At 40.2% G+C, this 15,591-nt stretch carries 14 protein-coding genes; 8 read left to right on the forward strand and 6 right to left on the reverse strand.

The window, feature by feature from the left end:
• The first annotated feature begins 321 nt into the window (after positions 1-321).
• Positions 322-885, forward strand: a complete 564-nt coding sequence (locus RM049_RS27285) for a pentapeptide repeat-containing protein (RefSeq protein ID WP_322675240.1) — start codon at positions 322-324, stop codon at positions 883-885.
• Positions 886-1,078: 193 nt separating this feature from the next.
• Positions 1,079-2,263: a M20 family metallopeptidase gene (locus tag RM049_RS27290; protein WP_322688932.1), complete on the forward strand. Its 1,185-nt coding sequence runs from the start codon at positions 1,079-1,081 to the stop codon at positions 2,261-2,263.
• An 81-nt stretch (positions 2,264-2,344) separates the two neighbouring features.
• On the opposite strand, the gene RM049_RS27295 is transcribed toward RM049_RS27290, so the two are convergent.
• From RM049_RS27295 to RM049_RS27305, 3 genes are all read right to left on the reverse strand, one after another.
• Positions 2,345-3,397 carry a hemerythrin domain-containing protein gene (locus RM049_RS27295; RefSeq protein ID WP_322675242.1) on the reverse strand — a complete coding sequence of 351 codons (1,053 nt, stop codon included), beginning with the start codon at positions 3,395-3,397 and terminating at the stop codon, positions 2,345-2,347.
• A gap of 263 nt (positions 3,398-3,660) precedes the next feature.
• The gene (locus RM049_RS27300; RefSeq protein ID WP_322706400.1) at positions 3,661-5,124 is read right to left on the reverse strand and encodes an ABC transporter substrate-binding protein; all 1,464 of its coding nucleotides are present in this window, start codon (positions 5,122-5,124) and stop codon (positions 3,661-3,663) included.
• A gap of 70 nt (positions 5,125-5,194) precedes the next feature.
• Positions 5,195-6,565, reverse strand: a complete 1,371-nt coding sequence (locus RM049_RS27305) for a serine/threonine-protein kinase (RefSeq protein WP_322706401.1) — start codon at positions 6,563-6,565, stop codon at positions 5,195-5,197.
• A gap of 612 nt (positions 6,566-7,177) precedes the next feature.
• On the opposite strand from RM049_RS27305, the gene typA reads away from it, so the two are divergent.
• The 3 genes from typA (at position 7,178) to RM049_RS27320 (ending at position 11,851) form a co-directional block, all read left to right on the forward strand.
• Positions 7,178-8,968, forward strand: coding sequence for a translational GTPase TypA (gene typA, locus RM049_RS27310; RefSeq protein WP_322675245.1), 1,791 nt, complete (start codon positions 7,178-7,180; stop codon positions 8,966-8,968).
• 273 nt (positions 8,969-9,241) lie between these two features.
• A complete protein-coding gene (locus tag RM049_RS27315; protein ID WP_322706402.1) occupies positions 9,242-11,575 on the forward strand; it encodes an ATP-dependent nuclease in 2,334 nt (777 codons plus the stop codon).
• A gap of 27 nt (positions 11,576-11,602) precedes the next feature.
• Positions 11,603-11,851, forward strand: a complete 249-nt coding sequence (locus tag RM049_RS27320) for a hypothetical protein (RefSeq protein WP_322706403.1) — start codon at positions 11,603-11,605, stop codon at positions 11,849-11,851.
• A 5-nt stretch (positions 11,852-11,856) separates the two neighbouring features.
• Here the strand turns inward: RM049_RS27320 and RM049_RS27325 are convergent, their stop codons facing one another.
• Both RM049_RS27325 and RM049_RS27330 read right to left on the reverse strand, forming a co-directional pair.
• Positions 11,857-12,006: a hypothetical protein gene (locus tag RM049_RS27325; RefSeq protein WP_322706404.1), complete on the reverse strand. Its 150-nt coding sequence runs from the start codon at positions 12,004-12,006 to the stop codon at positions 11,857-11,859.
• Between the two features lie 124 nt (positions 12,007-12,130).
• Positions 12,131-12,574: a DUF29 domain-containing protein gene (locus RM049_RS27330; protein ID WP_322706405.1), complete on the reverse strand. Its 444-nt coding sequence runs from the start codon at positions 12,572-12,574 to the stop codon at positions 12,131-12,133.
• A 155-nt stretch (positions 12,575-12,729) separates the two neighbouring features.
• Here RM049_RS27330 and RM049_RS27335 point away from each other — a divergent pair, with 155 nt between their 5' ends.
• Positions 12,730-13,098 carry a hypothetical protein gene (locus tag RM049_RS27335; protein WP_322706406.1) on the forward strand — a complete coding sequence of 123 codons (369 nt, stop codon included), beginning with the start codon at positions 12,730-12,732 and terminating at the stop codon, positions 13,096-13,098.
• Between the two features lie 109 nt (positions 13,099-13,207).
• Here the strand turns inward: RM049_RS27335 and nagA are convergent, their stop codons facing one another.
• Complete coding sequence (gene nagA / locus RM049_RS27340; protein WP_322706429.1) at positions 13,208-14,371, reverse strand: N-acetylglucosamine-6-phosphate deacetylase; 1,164 nt, start codon at positions 14,369-14,371, stop codon at positions 13,208-13,210.
• A gap of 91 nt (positions 14,372-14,462) precedes the next feature.
• Between nagA and purE the strand changes: the two genes are divergently transcribed.
• Positions 14,463-14,981, forward strand: a complete 519-nt coding sequence (purE, locus tag RM049_RS27345) for a 5-(carboxyamino)imidazole ribonucleotide mutase (RefSeq protein ID WP_322706407.1) — start codon at positions 14,463-14,465, stop codon at positions 14,979-14,981.
• A 178-nt stretch (positions 14,982-15,159) separates the two neighbouring features.
• A complete protein-coding gene (locus tag RM049_RS27350) occupies positions 15,160-15,459 on the forward strand; it encodes a putative quinol monooxygenase (RefSeq protein ID WP_322670846.1) in 300 nt (99 codons plus the stop codon).
• Positions 15,460-15,591: the final 132 nt, after the last annotated feature.

Consider the following 15,591-nt stretch of genomic DNA (forward strand, 5'->3'; position numbering starts at 1 on the left):
AATGCCCAATGCCCAATGCCCAATGCCCAATGCCCAATGCCCAATGCCCAATACCTAAAAACAAGATCCCCCTAGTCGTATTTTTATCGAGCTAGGGGGATCACATATTTGGTAGTCTATAATTGGTTCGGTATAGTTCCTTACGATTTGATTCTATAGCCTATATTTCCGTTTGAGTAGTCTTACTATTAGAATTTATAGTATTTTTACAGCTTCTTAATCAATGCTTCATCCCTGTACTTCCTTAGAGAAGCAGTATATGTAAGGATGACAGTACGTAATGTTCGTAACTTGTCATTTTTGTAAATATCAGTAAAAAATATGAAACTTAAGATTATTGCCACCGTCTCCCTGTTAGCTTGTTTAGGGTTTGCAGAGCAGGCTCTTGCGTTAAATCAGCTAGACTTGGATCAGTTGAAGGCAACAAGTGCCTGTCCTCGGTGTAATTTGAGTGGCGCTGACCTAACTAGGCTGAATCTAACTGGAGCAAATTTGCGAGGGGCTGACTTGAGCGGCGCTACATTATCTCAAGCTAATCTCACGAATGCCGATCTCACCGGTGCAAATTTAGAAGGTGCGATTCTGAATTCGGTAAATCTGAGTGGTGCTTCCTTAACAGGAGCAAATTTGAAATCAGCATCCCTGGAAAATGCTGATTTATCTTATGCCGGTTTTATCAGCGCCAATTTGGAAGCAACAAACTTAAAAAATGCAATATTGCAGTTTACTAATTTTCGAGGGGCTAACTACCGACTAACAACTCTGGCTAATGGTGTCGTCACCTCTGACAAACCCTATGGCTGGTCGTTAGAGCGTCAAAATCCCAGAGAATGTAACGAGTTTAAACCCGAAAATACTTTAGGCACAACTTGCTATTCAAAATAAACTGGGGCATTGGGGATTGGGAATGGGGCATTGGGCATTGGGTATTGGTTATTAATTCTTCCCTTGCCTCTCTCCTCCCCTGCTCCCCTGCTCCCCTGCTTGTTCTTAACACTCCTTGTATAGCAAAAGCATTTTGTTTGTTAACAGTTCTTTATCATGGGAAAAAAGCCTAGCCTATAGATTAATTAAATCGATGCTTACCCATATAAAAGACTTAGCAGCAAAACTAGCGCCCCGCTTAATTGAAATTCGCCGCCACATCCACTCTCACCCAGAACTCAGCGGTCACGAGTACCAAACAGCAGCTTTCGTAGCTGGTGTTTTGTCTTCCAGTGGACTGCACGTACAAGAAGGAGTTGGCAAAACGGGTGTCATTGGAGAACTTCAAGGCACTGGCCAAAATGACCGTTTATTGGCAATTCGCACTGATATGGATGCCTTGCCAATTCAAGAGGGCACTAATTTGGAATATGCCTCTCGTGCAGATGGGATTATGCACGCTTGCGGTCACGATGTCCACACCACTGTAGGGTTAGGAACGGCGATGGTGCTGTCCCAAATGGCTGAGGAATTAGGTGGAAAAGTGCGGTTTTTATTTCAGCCAGCCGAGGAAATTGCTCAAGGGGCAAGCTGGATGGTGAAAGATGGGGCGATGCAAAATGTCTCAGCTTTATTAGGGGTTCATGTTTTCCCTTCTATACCCGCAGGTTCTATTGGGGTGCGTTACGGGGCATTAACAGCCGCCGCTGATGATTTAGAGATTCTGATTATGGGAGAATCTGGACATGGGGCGCGTCCTCATGAGGCGATTGATGCGATTTGGATTGGTTGCCAAGTGATTACGGCACTGCAACAAGCTATCAGCCGGACACAAAATCCTTTGCGTCCTGTAGTATTGAGTATAGGGAAATTTAATGGTGGCAGAGCGCCGAATGTAATTGCCGATAAAGTGCAGTTATTGGGAACTGTGCGATCGCTCCATCCTGAAACCCGTGCCCATCTCCCAAACTGGATTGAAAACATTGTATCTAATGTTTGCCATACCTACGGAGCAAAGTATCAAGTCAATTATCGCCAAGGTGTACCCAGCGTCCAAAATGATTACGCCCTGACGCAATTGTTACAATCAGCCGCAGAAGAAGCTTGGAGTAGCGATCGCGTTCAAGTACTACCCGAACCCTCCCTTGGCTCTGAAGATTTTTCTATTTATTTGGAACATGTCCCTGGTTCTATGTTTCGCTTGGGTGTAGGCTACAAAGAAAGAATCATTAACCACCCTTTACACCATCCCCAATTTGAAGTCGATGAATCTGCTATTATCACCGGGGTTGTAACTATGGCATACACAGCTTATAAATATTGTCAGCAAAATTTGTAAACAAAACACTCCCAGCATTTATCTGCTGGGAGTTTTTGTTTAACTAACCTTTTTAGCAGCTATAGAAAGCTCAAAAGCCTTCTACACATTGGATTCGCTAACAACACCTAATTTCTCTTGAATTTTGGTCTTAGCGGCTTTGAATTCAGTAGCCAGTTGCTCGCTTTCATCGCTGCTCAAGTTGTTACGAATGGCAGCAAACATTGTGCTTTCTTCTTGACGAATATGGTCGCCAACAGCTTCCATAAGCTGTGTAACTCGATCTTTGAATTCAGGTGACGAAGGGCTAATACCCTTAATTTGGTCTAACACCTGCTTCATTTCAGCTTGTTCATCAAACAGTTCTTGGGTGTTATCTTGACCGTAGAAAGGACGTACTCTTGTATAGACTACTTCCTCTTCAGCTTCAGCGTGGGCATTTAAATCCTTATAAATTTGACCGAAGTACTCTTGGATCTTCTGCGGATCGTCGCTTTGCAGTAGTTCGGTGAATAAGGTATTTACCTTGTTGTGATCGAGGCGGATGACATCTTGGATATTTAGATCCTTTTTGTCGCTGTTTTGGGTGACAGCACTACCTACTACACCACTAACTGCGGCCATAGCGTCTTGAACACGTGCCCAAATTCCTTGATCTGCATCTTGTCCAGTGAGTTCGCGGACACCCAGAATTTCCAGAATGCCTTTAAGTTGCTCTTGGTGAGCGCGGTTTTCAAAGTTAATGGTATTTAATGGGCCGATCGCTAGCAACACATCAGCGCCAACTTTTTGAGCAGCTTTGTGAACTATCAAGCCACTCATTACTACTTGATGTTTCAGCAATTCATGCTGAGAAACTTTCTCATACAGGCTTAACTCAGAACCTTTGAACAATTCGCGAGCTTTTTCAATGAATTGTGTAACATTTTCTTTGGGTTCAGCCTGAATCCCATACTGACCAATTACAGTTTCTAAAATACCAAGATTTTTTTCATCATCATTGATAAAATTTCGGATGCGATCGGCAATTTCAGCATCAAGCCCTTGCGTCAAAAGCGATTGTTCATTTTCGATGACCAACTGTTGCAGAGCTTTTAGACTTGCAAGTTTTACAGCAATAGCATTGCGTTTCGTATCATCTAAAGTAGTTACCATCCGTGTTCTCCTCGGCAAAGCGTTCGTAATTCTTACTTGATATAACCTTGACACAGAGGTTAGGGAGATTCCATCTTTCTTTTGAGCGATCGCGCTCACAACTCTGGGTAGAGAAAAAAACTTTTCCTTAGAGAAAAATCGAAGCGATCGCTTCAATTTTTGATTACCATCAAATCAAGCAGTTTAGTATGACATTCAAATTGAATAAATTACCTATTTGAAAGCAATTTCTATCTTGAGAATGACAAATAAGCTCAAAAAAACTACTTCTTATTCAAGAGGGCAAAATCGTAACCAGTTCCACTAGAGCAAGACTCGCAACGCTCAATTTTGACAAGCATTGCTTCTCCTTGACGCTCCCCGGATGCCGAAAACTGAATCATTCCGGTTGCTCCAGATGTTGAAAAATTGGGATTAGACAATACCCTTTGTAATCCTTCGCGGGTACTATCTTTTTTTAAACCAGCAATAATTGCTTGGAGTGCATCATAAGCTCCTGCTGTTCTCTGATTTACTTGAGCATTCCAAAGCTGAAAGGCATTTTTTGCAAAGGGGTTATCTTTATTAGCATCACGATGCCAATACACAGGTAATACCAGTCCTTCGAGATCCTTGCCATTTTGCAAAGTTGTAGCACTGTACATAGTTTCAGAAGCAAACAGTGGCTTTCTACCTTTAACTTCTTGTGCTACTTTGGTGGCAAAGTAGATATTTCTGATTGAAGGCATTAGTAAAAAGCCACTTGCATTTTCTGTTTCTATGGCTTTATCTACAAAAGCTTTAGGGTCAAAATTCTTATCTGCTAAATTGCAAGGCGTACTAATAACGTTGCTGCCATAACTTTTGATAGCTTGAGTGTACTTTTCTACAAGTATCTGATTTGATGAAGAGGTTGGATTATCTCTTGAATTACGAACATCGCCACAAATAGCAACATTCCTTGCTTGTCGAGCAATGTAGCGAGAATGAGTATCTACTAAATTATCATATAACGGATTTACGTGAAATAAGTAGTTATTTGTGGAACTATTAGGCTGACTATTTAATGCATTATTATCTAACTTTCCTGAATTTTCTGCTTGATTTGGTAGCTCGACGGGCAAGACTAAAACCAAACCTTTCTCTTTATATATTTCTGCGTTACGTCTAACACCCACAGCAGCTACAAGGCTTTTATCTTCAACTAATTCATTATCTAGGCGTGCAGAATCTTCTCTATTATCAGCACTTGCAATTACAATTTGCAATTTTTTACCATTAATTCCTCCTTGGGTATTAACTTCATTTTGAGCTTGAGCTACACCGCGTAAAATCTCTTCTGCTAAACTAGGGTCGAAGTTAATTGGTGCGACGATCGCAACTTTTATAGCTGATGAATTATCTCGCGCTATTTTGGCATTATTTAAATAAATTAAAGTTTCTGGATCGTTGCGATTATTTTTCAGAGAATCAGTAAATTTTTTAACGGCAGTAATGTAATCTTTTTCAGCAAAAGCTTTAACTCCATCTGTTTTTTCAGGGGATGTTTGCACTTTCACCAAAATCCTTGTACCCAAATTCATTAATGACGACTTATTTGTAAATGAAGATGAAGTTTGTGTAGGGTTTGATGGTGTTGTTACGATAGTAGAAGATACTTTGTTAATTAACCATAAAATAGCTGCTACCATTACCCCAGCCAGACCAAGAGAAATAAGCAATCTCAAGTTTTCTTTTTTATTTGTCATGAATAACTACCAATACTTACAAAATTTATTTTAAATAAAGAAATTTATGACAATTGAACAATACAAAAAACTAAAGATATTTAGCAATCAGGTTGTTGATTATTTCAGACACACCCACAATAAGAACTGTCAATATACCTGCTAGAATAACTAGCAATCCTACAAGTAACAGCCCATTTAAACCAGCTTTGAAAAGATTATTAGTTAAAAGATTTCTGAAAATAAAGACAACGAGTAAATTTGCGATAATAGCAATAACAACTAAATAAGCTTTTTCTAGAAGGGGGCGAGATTGAATAAAGACTAATCCTCCTAAAATGAGCAACCACAATCCAGAGCTAATCCAAGTCGTTCCGAGAAAACTTATAAGTGCGATCGCTAAAAATGAACTACCCGATCCAGCTATTATTGCTCCAGATAATAATCTCCTGTTAGATAATTGTGGTAGATATCGAGTTGATTGATGTTGATTTTGCGGTTGCGTCCTTGATGGTAGAGTAGGTGGAATAATTGTAGGAGGTGATGTATACCTTAGCGGTGGCAACTTCTTTAAGTCTTGTAAGACAGCCTGTGCAGATTGATAACGCTGTTCGTGATTTTCTTCTAGACACTTATTAAGAATTATCTCTAATTCTTGACTTATGGGTTGCGTTAAATGCTGCCGCCAACTAGAAGTCCAACCATAGCCTTGTTTCATCCACAAACTCGAAGGAGAGATATTGGTCAGCAGTTGAAAGCAAGTTATTCCTAAACTGTAGATATCACTAGACAGAAAAACTTTACCCGTTTGCATTTGCTCAACTGGTGCATAACCTAATGAACCAATAATTGTCCCGATCGTAGTGTTTGTAGGTTCCGTTTTTTGTTTTGCCACTCCAAAATCAATTAGTACTAACTTCCCATCATTTTGACGGCGAATAATATTTTCTGGTTTAATATCTCGGTGAATTACTTGTTGTTGATGTATGTATATCAGTACAGATAATAAATTCTTTAAAACATCTCGAATCTTGGCTTCATCAAAAACCCCTTGTTGTTTTAACTCTTGTAACAGATTTTGTCCTTCGATAAACTGCTGCACTAAATACAGATATTCAGCTTCCTTAAAATATGCATACAAATTGGGAATTTGGACATGTTCTCCTAGTTCTTTGAGACGTTTGGCCTCTCGTTCAAACAACTCAGTCGCTTTTTTATGTGCCTGACTACCCTGACTGGCATAAAATTGACTTAGAACCAGCTGCTTCACAACACATCGTTCATTAAGCTTGTCTATATCTTCGGCGATATATGTGCGTGCAAACCCTCCTCTCCCTAATGGTGTGATGATTCGGTAACGATTTCTCAATAGCGATACCAACTCTGTGCCACAACTGAGGCAGAAATTTGCCCCGTCAGGATTTTGGGGATTCTCGCAATTAGGATTTAGGCAGCAGACCATATAATTATCGCTGTCATTTTATTAGTTTTTAGGATATACCTGAAATTCTCTAGAAGCGTTACATTGTAAAGTCTCTACATAGATAATGACGTAGGCGTAGCCCGTCGTAGACATCGCTTCTTACTCTCGTAAACAATTGACCTGGCTCTACATTGCGATTGTTTTGCGTACACTGAATATTTTTGTAGATATACCCACCCCATTCTAGTCAATAAAAACCACGCTTGGCGATCGCTTCTCTATCGATCCCAAACACGAAATAACCTGACTTTTAGCAGCCAGGAACTTCATCTCTCTGGGACAAAGATCGCACTTTTCACCAAAGTATTTCAATGACTAAATTTCTCTATGCGAATCAACCGCAATTCTCAAAAGCAATACAGCCCTTCAGGTAACACCTGTTTGTCACAGAAGCTTTTTTATCCCACTAACGCCGTAATTACCACACATCTCGATTGTGGGGTTTACAAAACTCCCCGCAATTGTGACGATTACGCTAGAATTATTAAAGGTTCTTTACAGAATTTGCCGATCCTTCTCAATTCTGTTAAAACAGCCTAGCATTCAAATGTAAATCTTATAAACACCCTCTAGAGTTCACCAAAAGCTTCTATGACGCTCCCAATTCGCAACGTCGCCATTATCGCCCACGTTGACCACGGCAAAACCACGCTGGTTGACGCACTCCTCAAACAATCCGGCATTTTCCGCGAAGGCGAAGACGTTCCGGATTGCGTTATGGACTCCAACGCCCTAGAACGGGAACGGGGTATTACTATCCTGTCCAAAAATACAGCAGTTCGCTACAAAGAAACACTAATTAATATTGTTGACACTCCTGGACACGCTGACTTTGGTGGCGAAGTTGAACGGGTACTCGGCATGGTTGACGGATGTCTTCTGATTGTCGATGCCAATGAAGGCCCCATGCCCCAAACACGCTTTGTTCTGAAAAAAGCTTTGGAAAAAGGGCTGCGTCCCATCGTTGTGATCAACAAAATCGATCGCGGTCAAGCTGACCCCCACGTTGCAGTTGATAAAGTCTTGGATCTGTTCTTAGAATTAGGGGCAGATGAAGACCAGTGTGATTTTCCTTATCTGTTCGCTTCCGGGATGGGAGGTTTTGCTAAGGAAACCTTGGAAGCAGAATCGGTAGACATGCAACCTTTATTTAACGCAATTTTGAAACACGTTCCATCACCGGTGGGCGATCGCAATAAACCTCTGCAATTACAAGTCACAACCCTAGATTATTCTGAATATCTGGGACGGATTATCATTGGCAGAATTCACAATGGTACTATCCGTTCAGGACAGCAAGCGGCTTTAGTCACAGAAAATGGCACCATCGTCAAAGGTAAAATTACCAAATTGATGGGCTTTGAAGGTTTGAAACGGGTGGAAATGGAAGAAGCAACCGCAGGTTATATTGTCGCGGTGGCTGGTTTCGCCGATGCTTATATTGGGGAAACGATTACCGATCCTAACGAACCTCAAGCTTTACCACTAATTAAAGTGGATGAACCCACCTTGCAAATGACCTTCTGGGTGAACGATTCGCCCTTTGCAGGTCAAGAAGGTAAGTTGGTAACATCAAGACAAGTGCGCGATCGCCTATTCCGCGAACTTGAAACCAACGTGGCTTTACGCGTTGAAGAAACAGATTCTCCCGATAAATTCCTCGTTTCCGGTCGTGGAGAACTTCACCTGGGTATCTTAATTGAAACCATGCGCCGGGAAGGATTCGAGTTTCAGGTATCTCAGCCACAGGTTATTTACCGCGAAGTCAACGGTCAACCTTGCGAACCTTACGAACTCTTAGTGTTAGACATTCCTGTTGATGCCGTGGGTAGCTGTATCGAACGCCTGGGACAACGTAAAGGCGAAATGCAAGATATGCAACCAGGTAGTGGCGATCGCACCCAATTAGAGTTTGTCATACCCGCCCGTGGATTGATTGGTTTCCGGGGTGAATTCATGCGGATGACTCGTGGCGAAGGCATCATGAACCACAGCTTCTTAGACTACCGTCAACTCAGTGGCGACATTGAAGCCCGTAACAAAGGCGTTTTAATCTCCTTTGAAGAAGGTGTTTCTACCTTCTACGCCATGAGGAACGCCGAAGATAGAGGAGCATTCTTTATTACTCCCGGTACAAAGGTTTACAGAGGCATGATTGTCGGCGAACACAATCGTCCGCAAGATTTGGAACTGAATATCTGTAAAACCAAGCAGTTGACCAACCACCGCGCTGCTGGTGGCGATGAATTGGTTCAGTTGCAAGCACCAATAGACATGAGCCTAGAGCGTGCTTTGGAATACATTGGCCCCGATGAATTGGTGGAAGTTACACCTCAATCGATTCGTCTGCGGAAAATGTCGAAGAAGTTGGCAAAACGCTAAGTAAAGTCATAACTTAATTGATTTAAAAAGCCCGCATGAGCGGGCTTTTTATTTTGTTATTTAAATTGAATTAGATGCCTGATGCAGAAACCTGATCTATAAAATTTTTACAAATTACGTAATGACATGTCTTACAGACTACTGTTATAACTGAGTAAGCTACGCAAGTAGCACAATTGTATTATCAAATCTTAGCTTATGCATCTCAAGACAGTGTTCATCCGCTTCTATAAATCTTTCAATGATGACTTCCTGAGAAAGCATAATAACAGAGTGAAGCCTAAACCTTGGGAACTGATAGGCACTGCTTTCTACCCATATATTGAAGTTCCCATAGAATCCAAAATTACAACAATTGTTGGTGCAAATGAATCTGGAAAGTCTCACTTGTTAACCGCTATTGAAAAGGCTATATCTGGCAAAGATATTGAGCGGAGTGATTTCTGCCGTTATTCTCCTTTTTTCACTGTTAAACAGAATGAATTAAAATATCCTGACTTTGGTTCCGAATGGTCTAGTCTTTCTAAACTTGAAGATGCAAGTATAAGAAAAATTATAGAAATTCCTGAGAGCGTTATTTTTGATCGATTTTTAATGTTTCGTAATAATGTTAATAATTTAACTATTTATTTACCTGAAAAAGGAGATTACAGACCATATAGAATTGGACAAAAACAAGCCATTGAGTTAGAAAAATTACTTCCTAGAGCATTTAGAATCGAGTCTAGTGTTGCGCTTCCGTCAAGTGTTCCCATTAAAAAATTAGTTCAGTTTGGTCAAGAAAACTATTCGGGTGGTAGAAAATTTGAACTTCTGGATCGAGAACAAAGAAGCAAAATAGTAGATGCACTTGATATTTTTAGTGATAATCCAGAATTGATTACTAAAGTTCGTGTTCTTTGGGGTGAAAAGAGGGAAGAAATTGATCGTGAAGCAGTTGAGACAATAAAATCGATTGTTTTAGCACTTGATGAAGTAAGTTTTAGTAATAAAGAGAAGGAAAAAAGAGAAAAACAATTCAATTTAGCTTACAAATTAATCTGTAAAATTGCCAAGGTTGATATCAAGGCTTTACTTGATTTAGCTAAGGCGATTAAAGATGGAATGCAAGGTTATGCAAATGGAATCATTGAGGATATAAATCGCCAATTAGCGATTAATTTAAATTTTCCTACCTATTGGGTTCAGGATCGTAACTTCTGTTTAAAAGTTATGGCAAGAGATTATGACTTAGTTTTTACCATAACTGATAGAACAGGAACTGAATATTCATTTAATGAAAGGAGCCAAGGATTACGATACTTTCTTAGCTACTACATTGAGTATCGATCTCACGAACCTCATCCAAGTCAAACTGAGATACTGTTGATGGATGAGCCAGATGCTTACTTATCTAGTCAAGCTCAACAAGACTTACTTAAAGTATTTGACTTATTTGCAAGTCCCGAACCAAGCTCACATTTAACTCATCCAGTTCAGGTAGTCTACGTAACTCACTCTCCTTTTTTAATTGATAAAAACCATTCTGAGCGGATTCGGGTCTTACAGAAGGGAAATGAAGATGAAGGAACACGTGTAGTTAAAGATTTTGCCCAAAACCGTTATGAACCTTTAAGGTCTTCTATTGGCCCTCATATCGGCGAAACTGTTTTCATTGGAAATTGTAATTTGATGGTTGAGGGTATTGGCGATCAAATTATTATTGCAGGAGCCGCAACATATCTTCGAGCCTCTGGTGTATCTAGTTTAGAAACTTTAGATTTAAACCAAATTACGATTGTTGATTCAGGGGGAGCCACACAAATTCCTTACATGGTCTATCTAGCTTGTGGAAGGCATGTAGAGCAAATCGCAGTTATTGTTCTATTGGACAGCGATCAGAGTGGTAATGATGCTAAGAAGCAATTATTAGGTAAAGGTGGTCAACATAAAAGACCTTTACTTAAAGAAAAGTTTATTCTTCAACTTGCTGATCTTAAAGAAGAATTCTGCTTAGTAGGTGAGAATATAACAACAAAGATTGAAATAGAAGATATTATTTGTTTGCCAATTTGTATCCAAGCAACAAAGCTTTATTTGCAAGAGTTCCTTCAAGTAGATGAAACGGAGCTTTTATTCCTGACTGAAGACTTAATCTCAAGTAAGATTGCTGGTCAAACTATGCTTGATGCTATAGAAGAAACTCTAAAAGACTTTCCTGAAAAAGACTTAAAAATTAGTAAGGCTGGTTTTGCTCGAAATATTATTAGAGTCGTTAATGAGTGGTCGCGGAAACGAGATTCACTTAATCAACGTGAACTCGGCGCACTTCAAAATTTTGAGCATAACTTCAAAACTTTGTTTAAGAAGTTAAACGTTATGCAGCGCAGTGCCCAGCAAAGGTTAACAGATGAAAGGCTGTCACAAAAAATAGAACGTTTAAAGAAGAACTTTATTGCACTTCATCCTATCTCTGCTAGACGTGAGCATGGTGTGATTTTGCTTGATGAGATTGAGGTAATTTTAGAAAGTAATATAGAAAATGAAGCAATTAAGGAAATTGAAGCAATTAAGAATGCAATACAAAATTTGCGTCGTGATTACAAGCTTGATATTGACATGAGTTAAACAATTCACGACTATGCTGGATTTCAGGTGGGCTTAGAAAGAATTAAGTATGCAGGGCTTTTAGCTAGTCAAGAAGAAACTCTCGATGAGGCTCAAGCAGAGAAGTCAGCTATTTCTGAAGAAGTTATTGAAGAGGTACAAACGGATAAGCTCATTGTGGATGGGCAAGCACAATTAGTTAATGAGCAAGAATCTACCGTCTCTGAGCTAAAAACGCCTGAAGTTACTGGCAATCCTGCAACTTCCAACAAAAGAAGAAAGTCCAACCCTCGCTAGTAATATTAAGGTGTAAAGACATCTATTTGATAACGACATAACCCAAGAGCGATCGCTAGCCAGCATGTATTCTTACAGAAAGCGATCGCTCTTGCCGTACATTTAGTCAAATCTTTGAGTAACAATGAAGAGGACTGAAAAAGGATTATTCTCATGACTATTCGTGAAACTGCGATCGCCAAACCTTAGTATAGATTTACACTGTGTAGGCGTAGCCCATCGTAGACCTACCCTCTCGTACTGCTTTCATTTCACAAAAATCAGATAAGACTGATATATTTAAGGTAGATAATTTTCATCTAATAATTGTACAAGAGTGTAAGGGCACTTTTCTAGAAAAATAGTTAAATCGGTTTTAATTTTCACAAAATCAACCGCACTTTGATAAATATTCTCTAAATCATCCTGTAACTTGTTTATTAGATTCGTTGTTAAATGATTATTTAAGTCATATCTAAAGGTTTGAATTTCTCCAATCCAATGACGATAGTTTCTTTCATATTCAACCTGCCAAGATTGGAGTAATAATATATGAATAATAATTTGCCTTAAAAGACTTTTGGCTTTAGCTAAATCTCTTCTACCCAAACTGATTAATTCCTCAATTAAGTTTTCTAAATCAAGCTGGCTAAACTGTTTTTGTTTTAATAATTCAATAGTTTCTTCTAACCACAAATTCTCATCGCTTTCATAGAGTTGTTTTAATTTGGTAGTAATTGTCATGTTTTTACCTTCTACATACATTCCATAATTTAACTATATACAATTATAAATTTACAGATGCAAACACACCACAATATAGAGAATTAACTGGTTACATTGTGCATACAATTCCTAACTGACTCCACCGAAAAGCTTTTGAAAATGCAAGTCTTTTAATGGTGCGATCGCCAATTAATAGCATAGATTTACAGTGCGTAGGCGTAGCCCGTCGTAGACATCGCTCTTTTGCATCTTTTCACACAAAGCGATCGCCGATTAAAAATTATCAATATATTTTATTAAAAACATTAATTGATTTGCCATACCCTCGGCTTCTACACGTATGCGATCGCTTTTGGCTCAGTGATGGGAATCGACAAGAGCGATCGCATGGTTTGATAACTATTCTCCAAATTGGTCTTGAGCTATACCCAAAGACTGCTGCAAGAAATCTATCGCTCGTTCATACTGTCACAGTGAGTTTTAAGCATTGCTCAAATTATATAAGGATAAGCCTTTGCCGTTGCGATCGCCTATTTCCCTAGCGATATCCAAAGACTGCTCGAACAACTCTATCGCCCGTTGTATCGGGGGGATAAAGGGGGGTCTATTTGACTTATGCAAGAAGTCTATTCTTTTACCTTGATGAGAAATTTAGCCCAGTAATCGCTGCCAAGTTAATTCTTTTCTCGCTTCATCCCAATGCCAGCGTAATAAATTAGCGGGTTGACTCTTGGCAATTCCAGATAAACCAATCGCTTGTCTAGGTGCATCCGTAGCTAGTAAAATCGCAGTCTCCACGTCACAAATTCCCCACTTCACCAAATTCTGCACTCCCACTAATAAGGGTAAAGTCGTCCCCGATAAAGTGCCATCGGCTAGTCGTGCCGTACCGTTTTTAACTTCAATTTCCCGACTGTCCCAAGGATACACGCCATCGGGTAGCCCCAGAGGTGAAAGGGCATCACTGACGAGGAACAGCCCTTTTTCTTCATAGCTAGCGCGGAGTAATATTTGCAGCATCGTGGGCGAGACGTGTTCGCCATCAGCAATAAAACCACACATCACATCAGAATGGGTAATTGCTGCCCCTAATAATCCTGGTTCGCGGTGATGCAATGGCGGCATGGCATTGAAAGCATGAGTTACCATCGTTGCACCGAGTTCAAAAGCAAGTTGCGCTTGGGCTGATGTCGCCTGAGAATGTCCTAAACTAACGGTAATTCCCAAAGAACGCAAATATGGAATTACTTCACCAGTGGGATCTAATTCCGGCGCTAAGGTGATGACTTTTACGACGTGGGCATAATCTCCCAAAACCCGCTTTACCTCGTCAATTGTTAAGGGTAATAAGTACTCTGCTGGGTGTGCGCCGCGCTTTTGGTAATTCAAAAATGGGCCTTCTAAATGAACTCCAAGAATCTTGGCACCAGCTTGTTTACAGGGGATAATATCAGCAATCACAGCAAGCGATCGCTGAATATTTTCTACTGAAGTTGTCACAAGTGTCGGTAAAAATCCATCTACCCCGACATCCCACAAAAATTGCGTTATTTTCTGGAGTACATGAGCATTTTCAGCCGTTAAATCAGGAAATGCCAAACCCAATGCACCATTAATTTGCAAATCAACGCCACCCAATGAAATCCAGTCACCTGCAACATCGATCGCAGATGCACAGATGTCCTTCCCGACTGTATCCATTAGCAAGATTTGCTCAATTATGCCCTCTTGATCGACCAAGAGCATCTGCAAATCTTTGTAACCAGTCACTCTAGCATTGATAATATCTACAGGATTTTGTGTTGCTTGGGTCATCACACTGAGGAGAAGATAGCTAAATCTCTCCGATTTTAGATGAAACAACCGACGATTAATCCAAAATCCAAAATCCAAAATCCAAAATTCTATGGCTCCCCTAGTTGGTATTATCATGGGCAGCGATTCCGATTTGCCCACTCTGAAAGATGCGATCGCAGTTTGTGAAGAATTTGGCATTGAGAGCGAAGTGGCGATCGTTTCGGCTCACCGCACCCCAGAACGTATGGTGCAATATGCTCAACTTGCACACCAACGCGGTATTAAGGTAATTATTGCAGGTGCCGGTGGTGCTGCCCATCTACCAGGAATGGTAGCGTCTTTAACTCCCCTTCCTGTGATCGGTGTTCCTGTACCCACTCGGAACTTACAAGGTGTAGATTCTTTGTATTCTATTTTACAGATGCCTGGTGGTATTCCTGTGGCAACAGTAGCGATCGGTAATGCCAAAAATGCTGGTCTTTTAGCAATACAAATCCTCGCAACTCATCAACCAGAATTGTTAGAAAAAGTGCAACAATATCGTCAAACCTTATGTGAATCAGTAATTGCAAAGCAAGCAAAACTAGAACAACTAGGCTATGAACAATATTTACAGCAGATGTTTTAATAAATATTAATACCAGAGCAGCAGGGAAGATGAGGGAGACAAGGGGACAAATCAATTCAAAATTCAAAATTCAAAATTCAAAATTAAAGAACTTCTGCCTCTTCCTGCCTCCAGCATAGCTGCCTTCTGCCTCCTCTTTCCCCATGCCCAATGACAAATGACAAATGACAAATGACAAATGACAAACCAAACTATTCAGATTGTTGCCCGTATTATTGCTTTGCCTAACAAAGTAGAAGAACTAAAAGCTGTACTGTTGGAACTTATTGAGCCAACTCGTCAGGAGGCAGGTGCGATTAAGTATGAACTTTTGCAAAACCAATACGATCCAACAGACTTTACTTTTGTAGAAGAGTGGGCTTCTCATGAAGCCTTGAATACTCATCTAGATTCACCCCATTTCCAAGCGGCAGCAGCTAAACTCGAAGGTTTAGTGACTGCTGCACCAGATATCCGCCGCTACAATCTTTTGGCATAGTGTCATCATGCTAACTAGAAGCAGACTCTTTATTTTTGGAGAGCGTTTGGAACATCTCAGCCTTAAATTCTAAGATTGAAGCGATCGCTCCAGAATCAATGCAGCATTCTGAAGTATCTTGATCCTGAGACC

It is taken from the genome of Nostoc sp. DedQUE04, assembly GCF_034530995.1.
In the GTDB taxonomy this organism is placed as follows: Bacteria; Cyanobacteriota; Cyanobacteriia; order Cyanobacteriales; family Nostocaceae; genus Nostoc.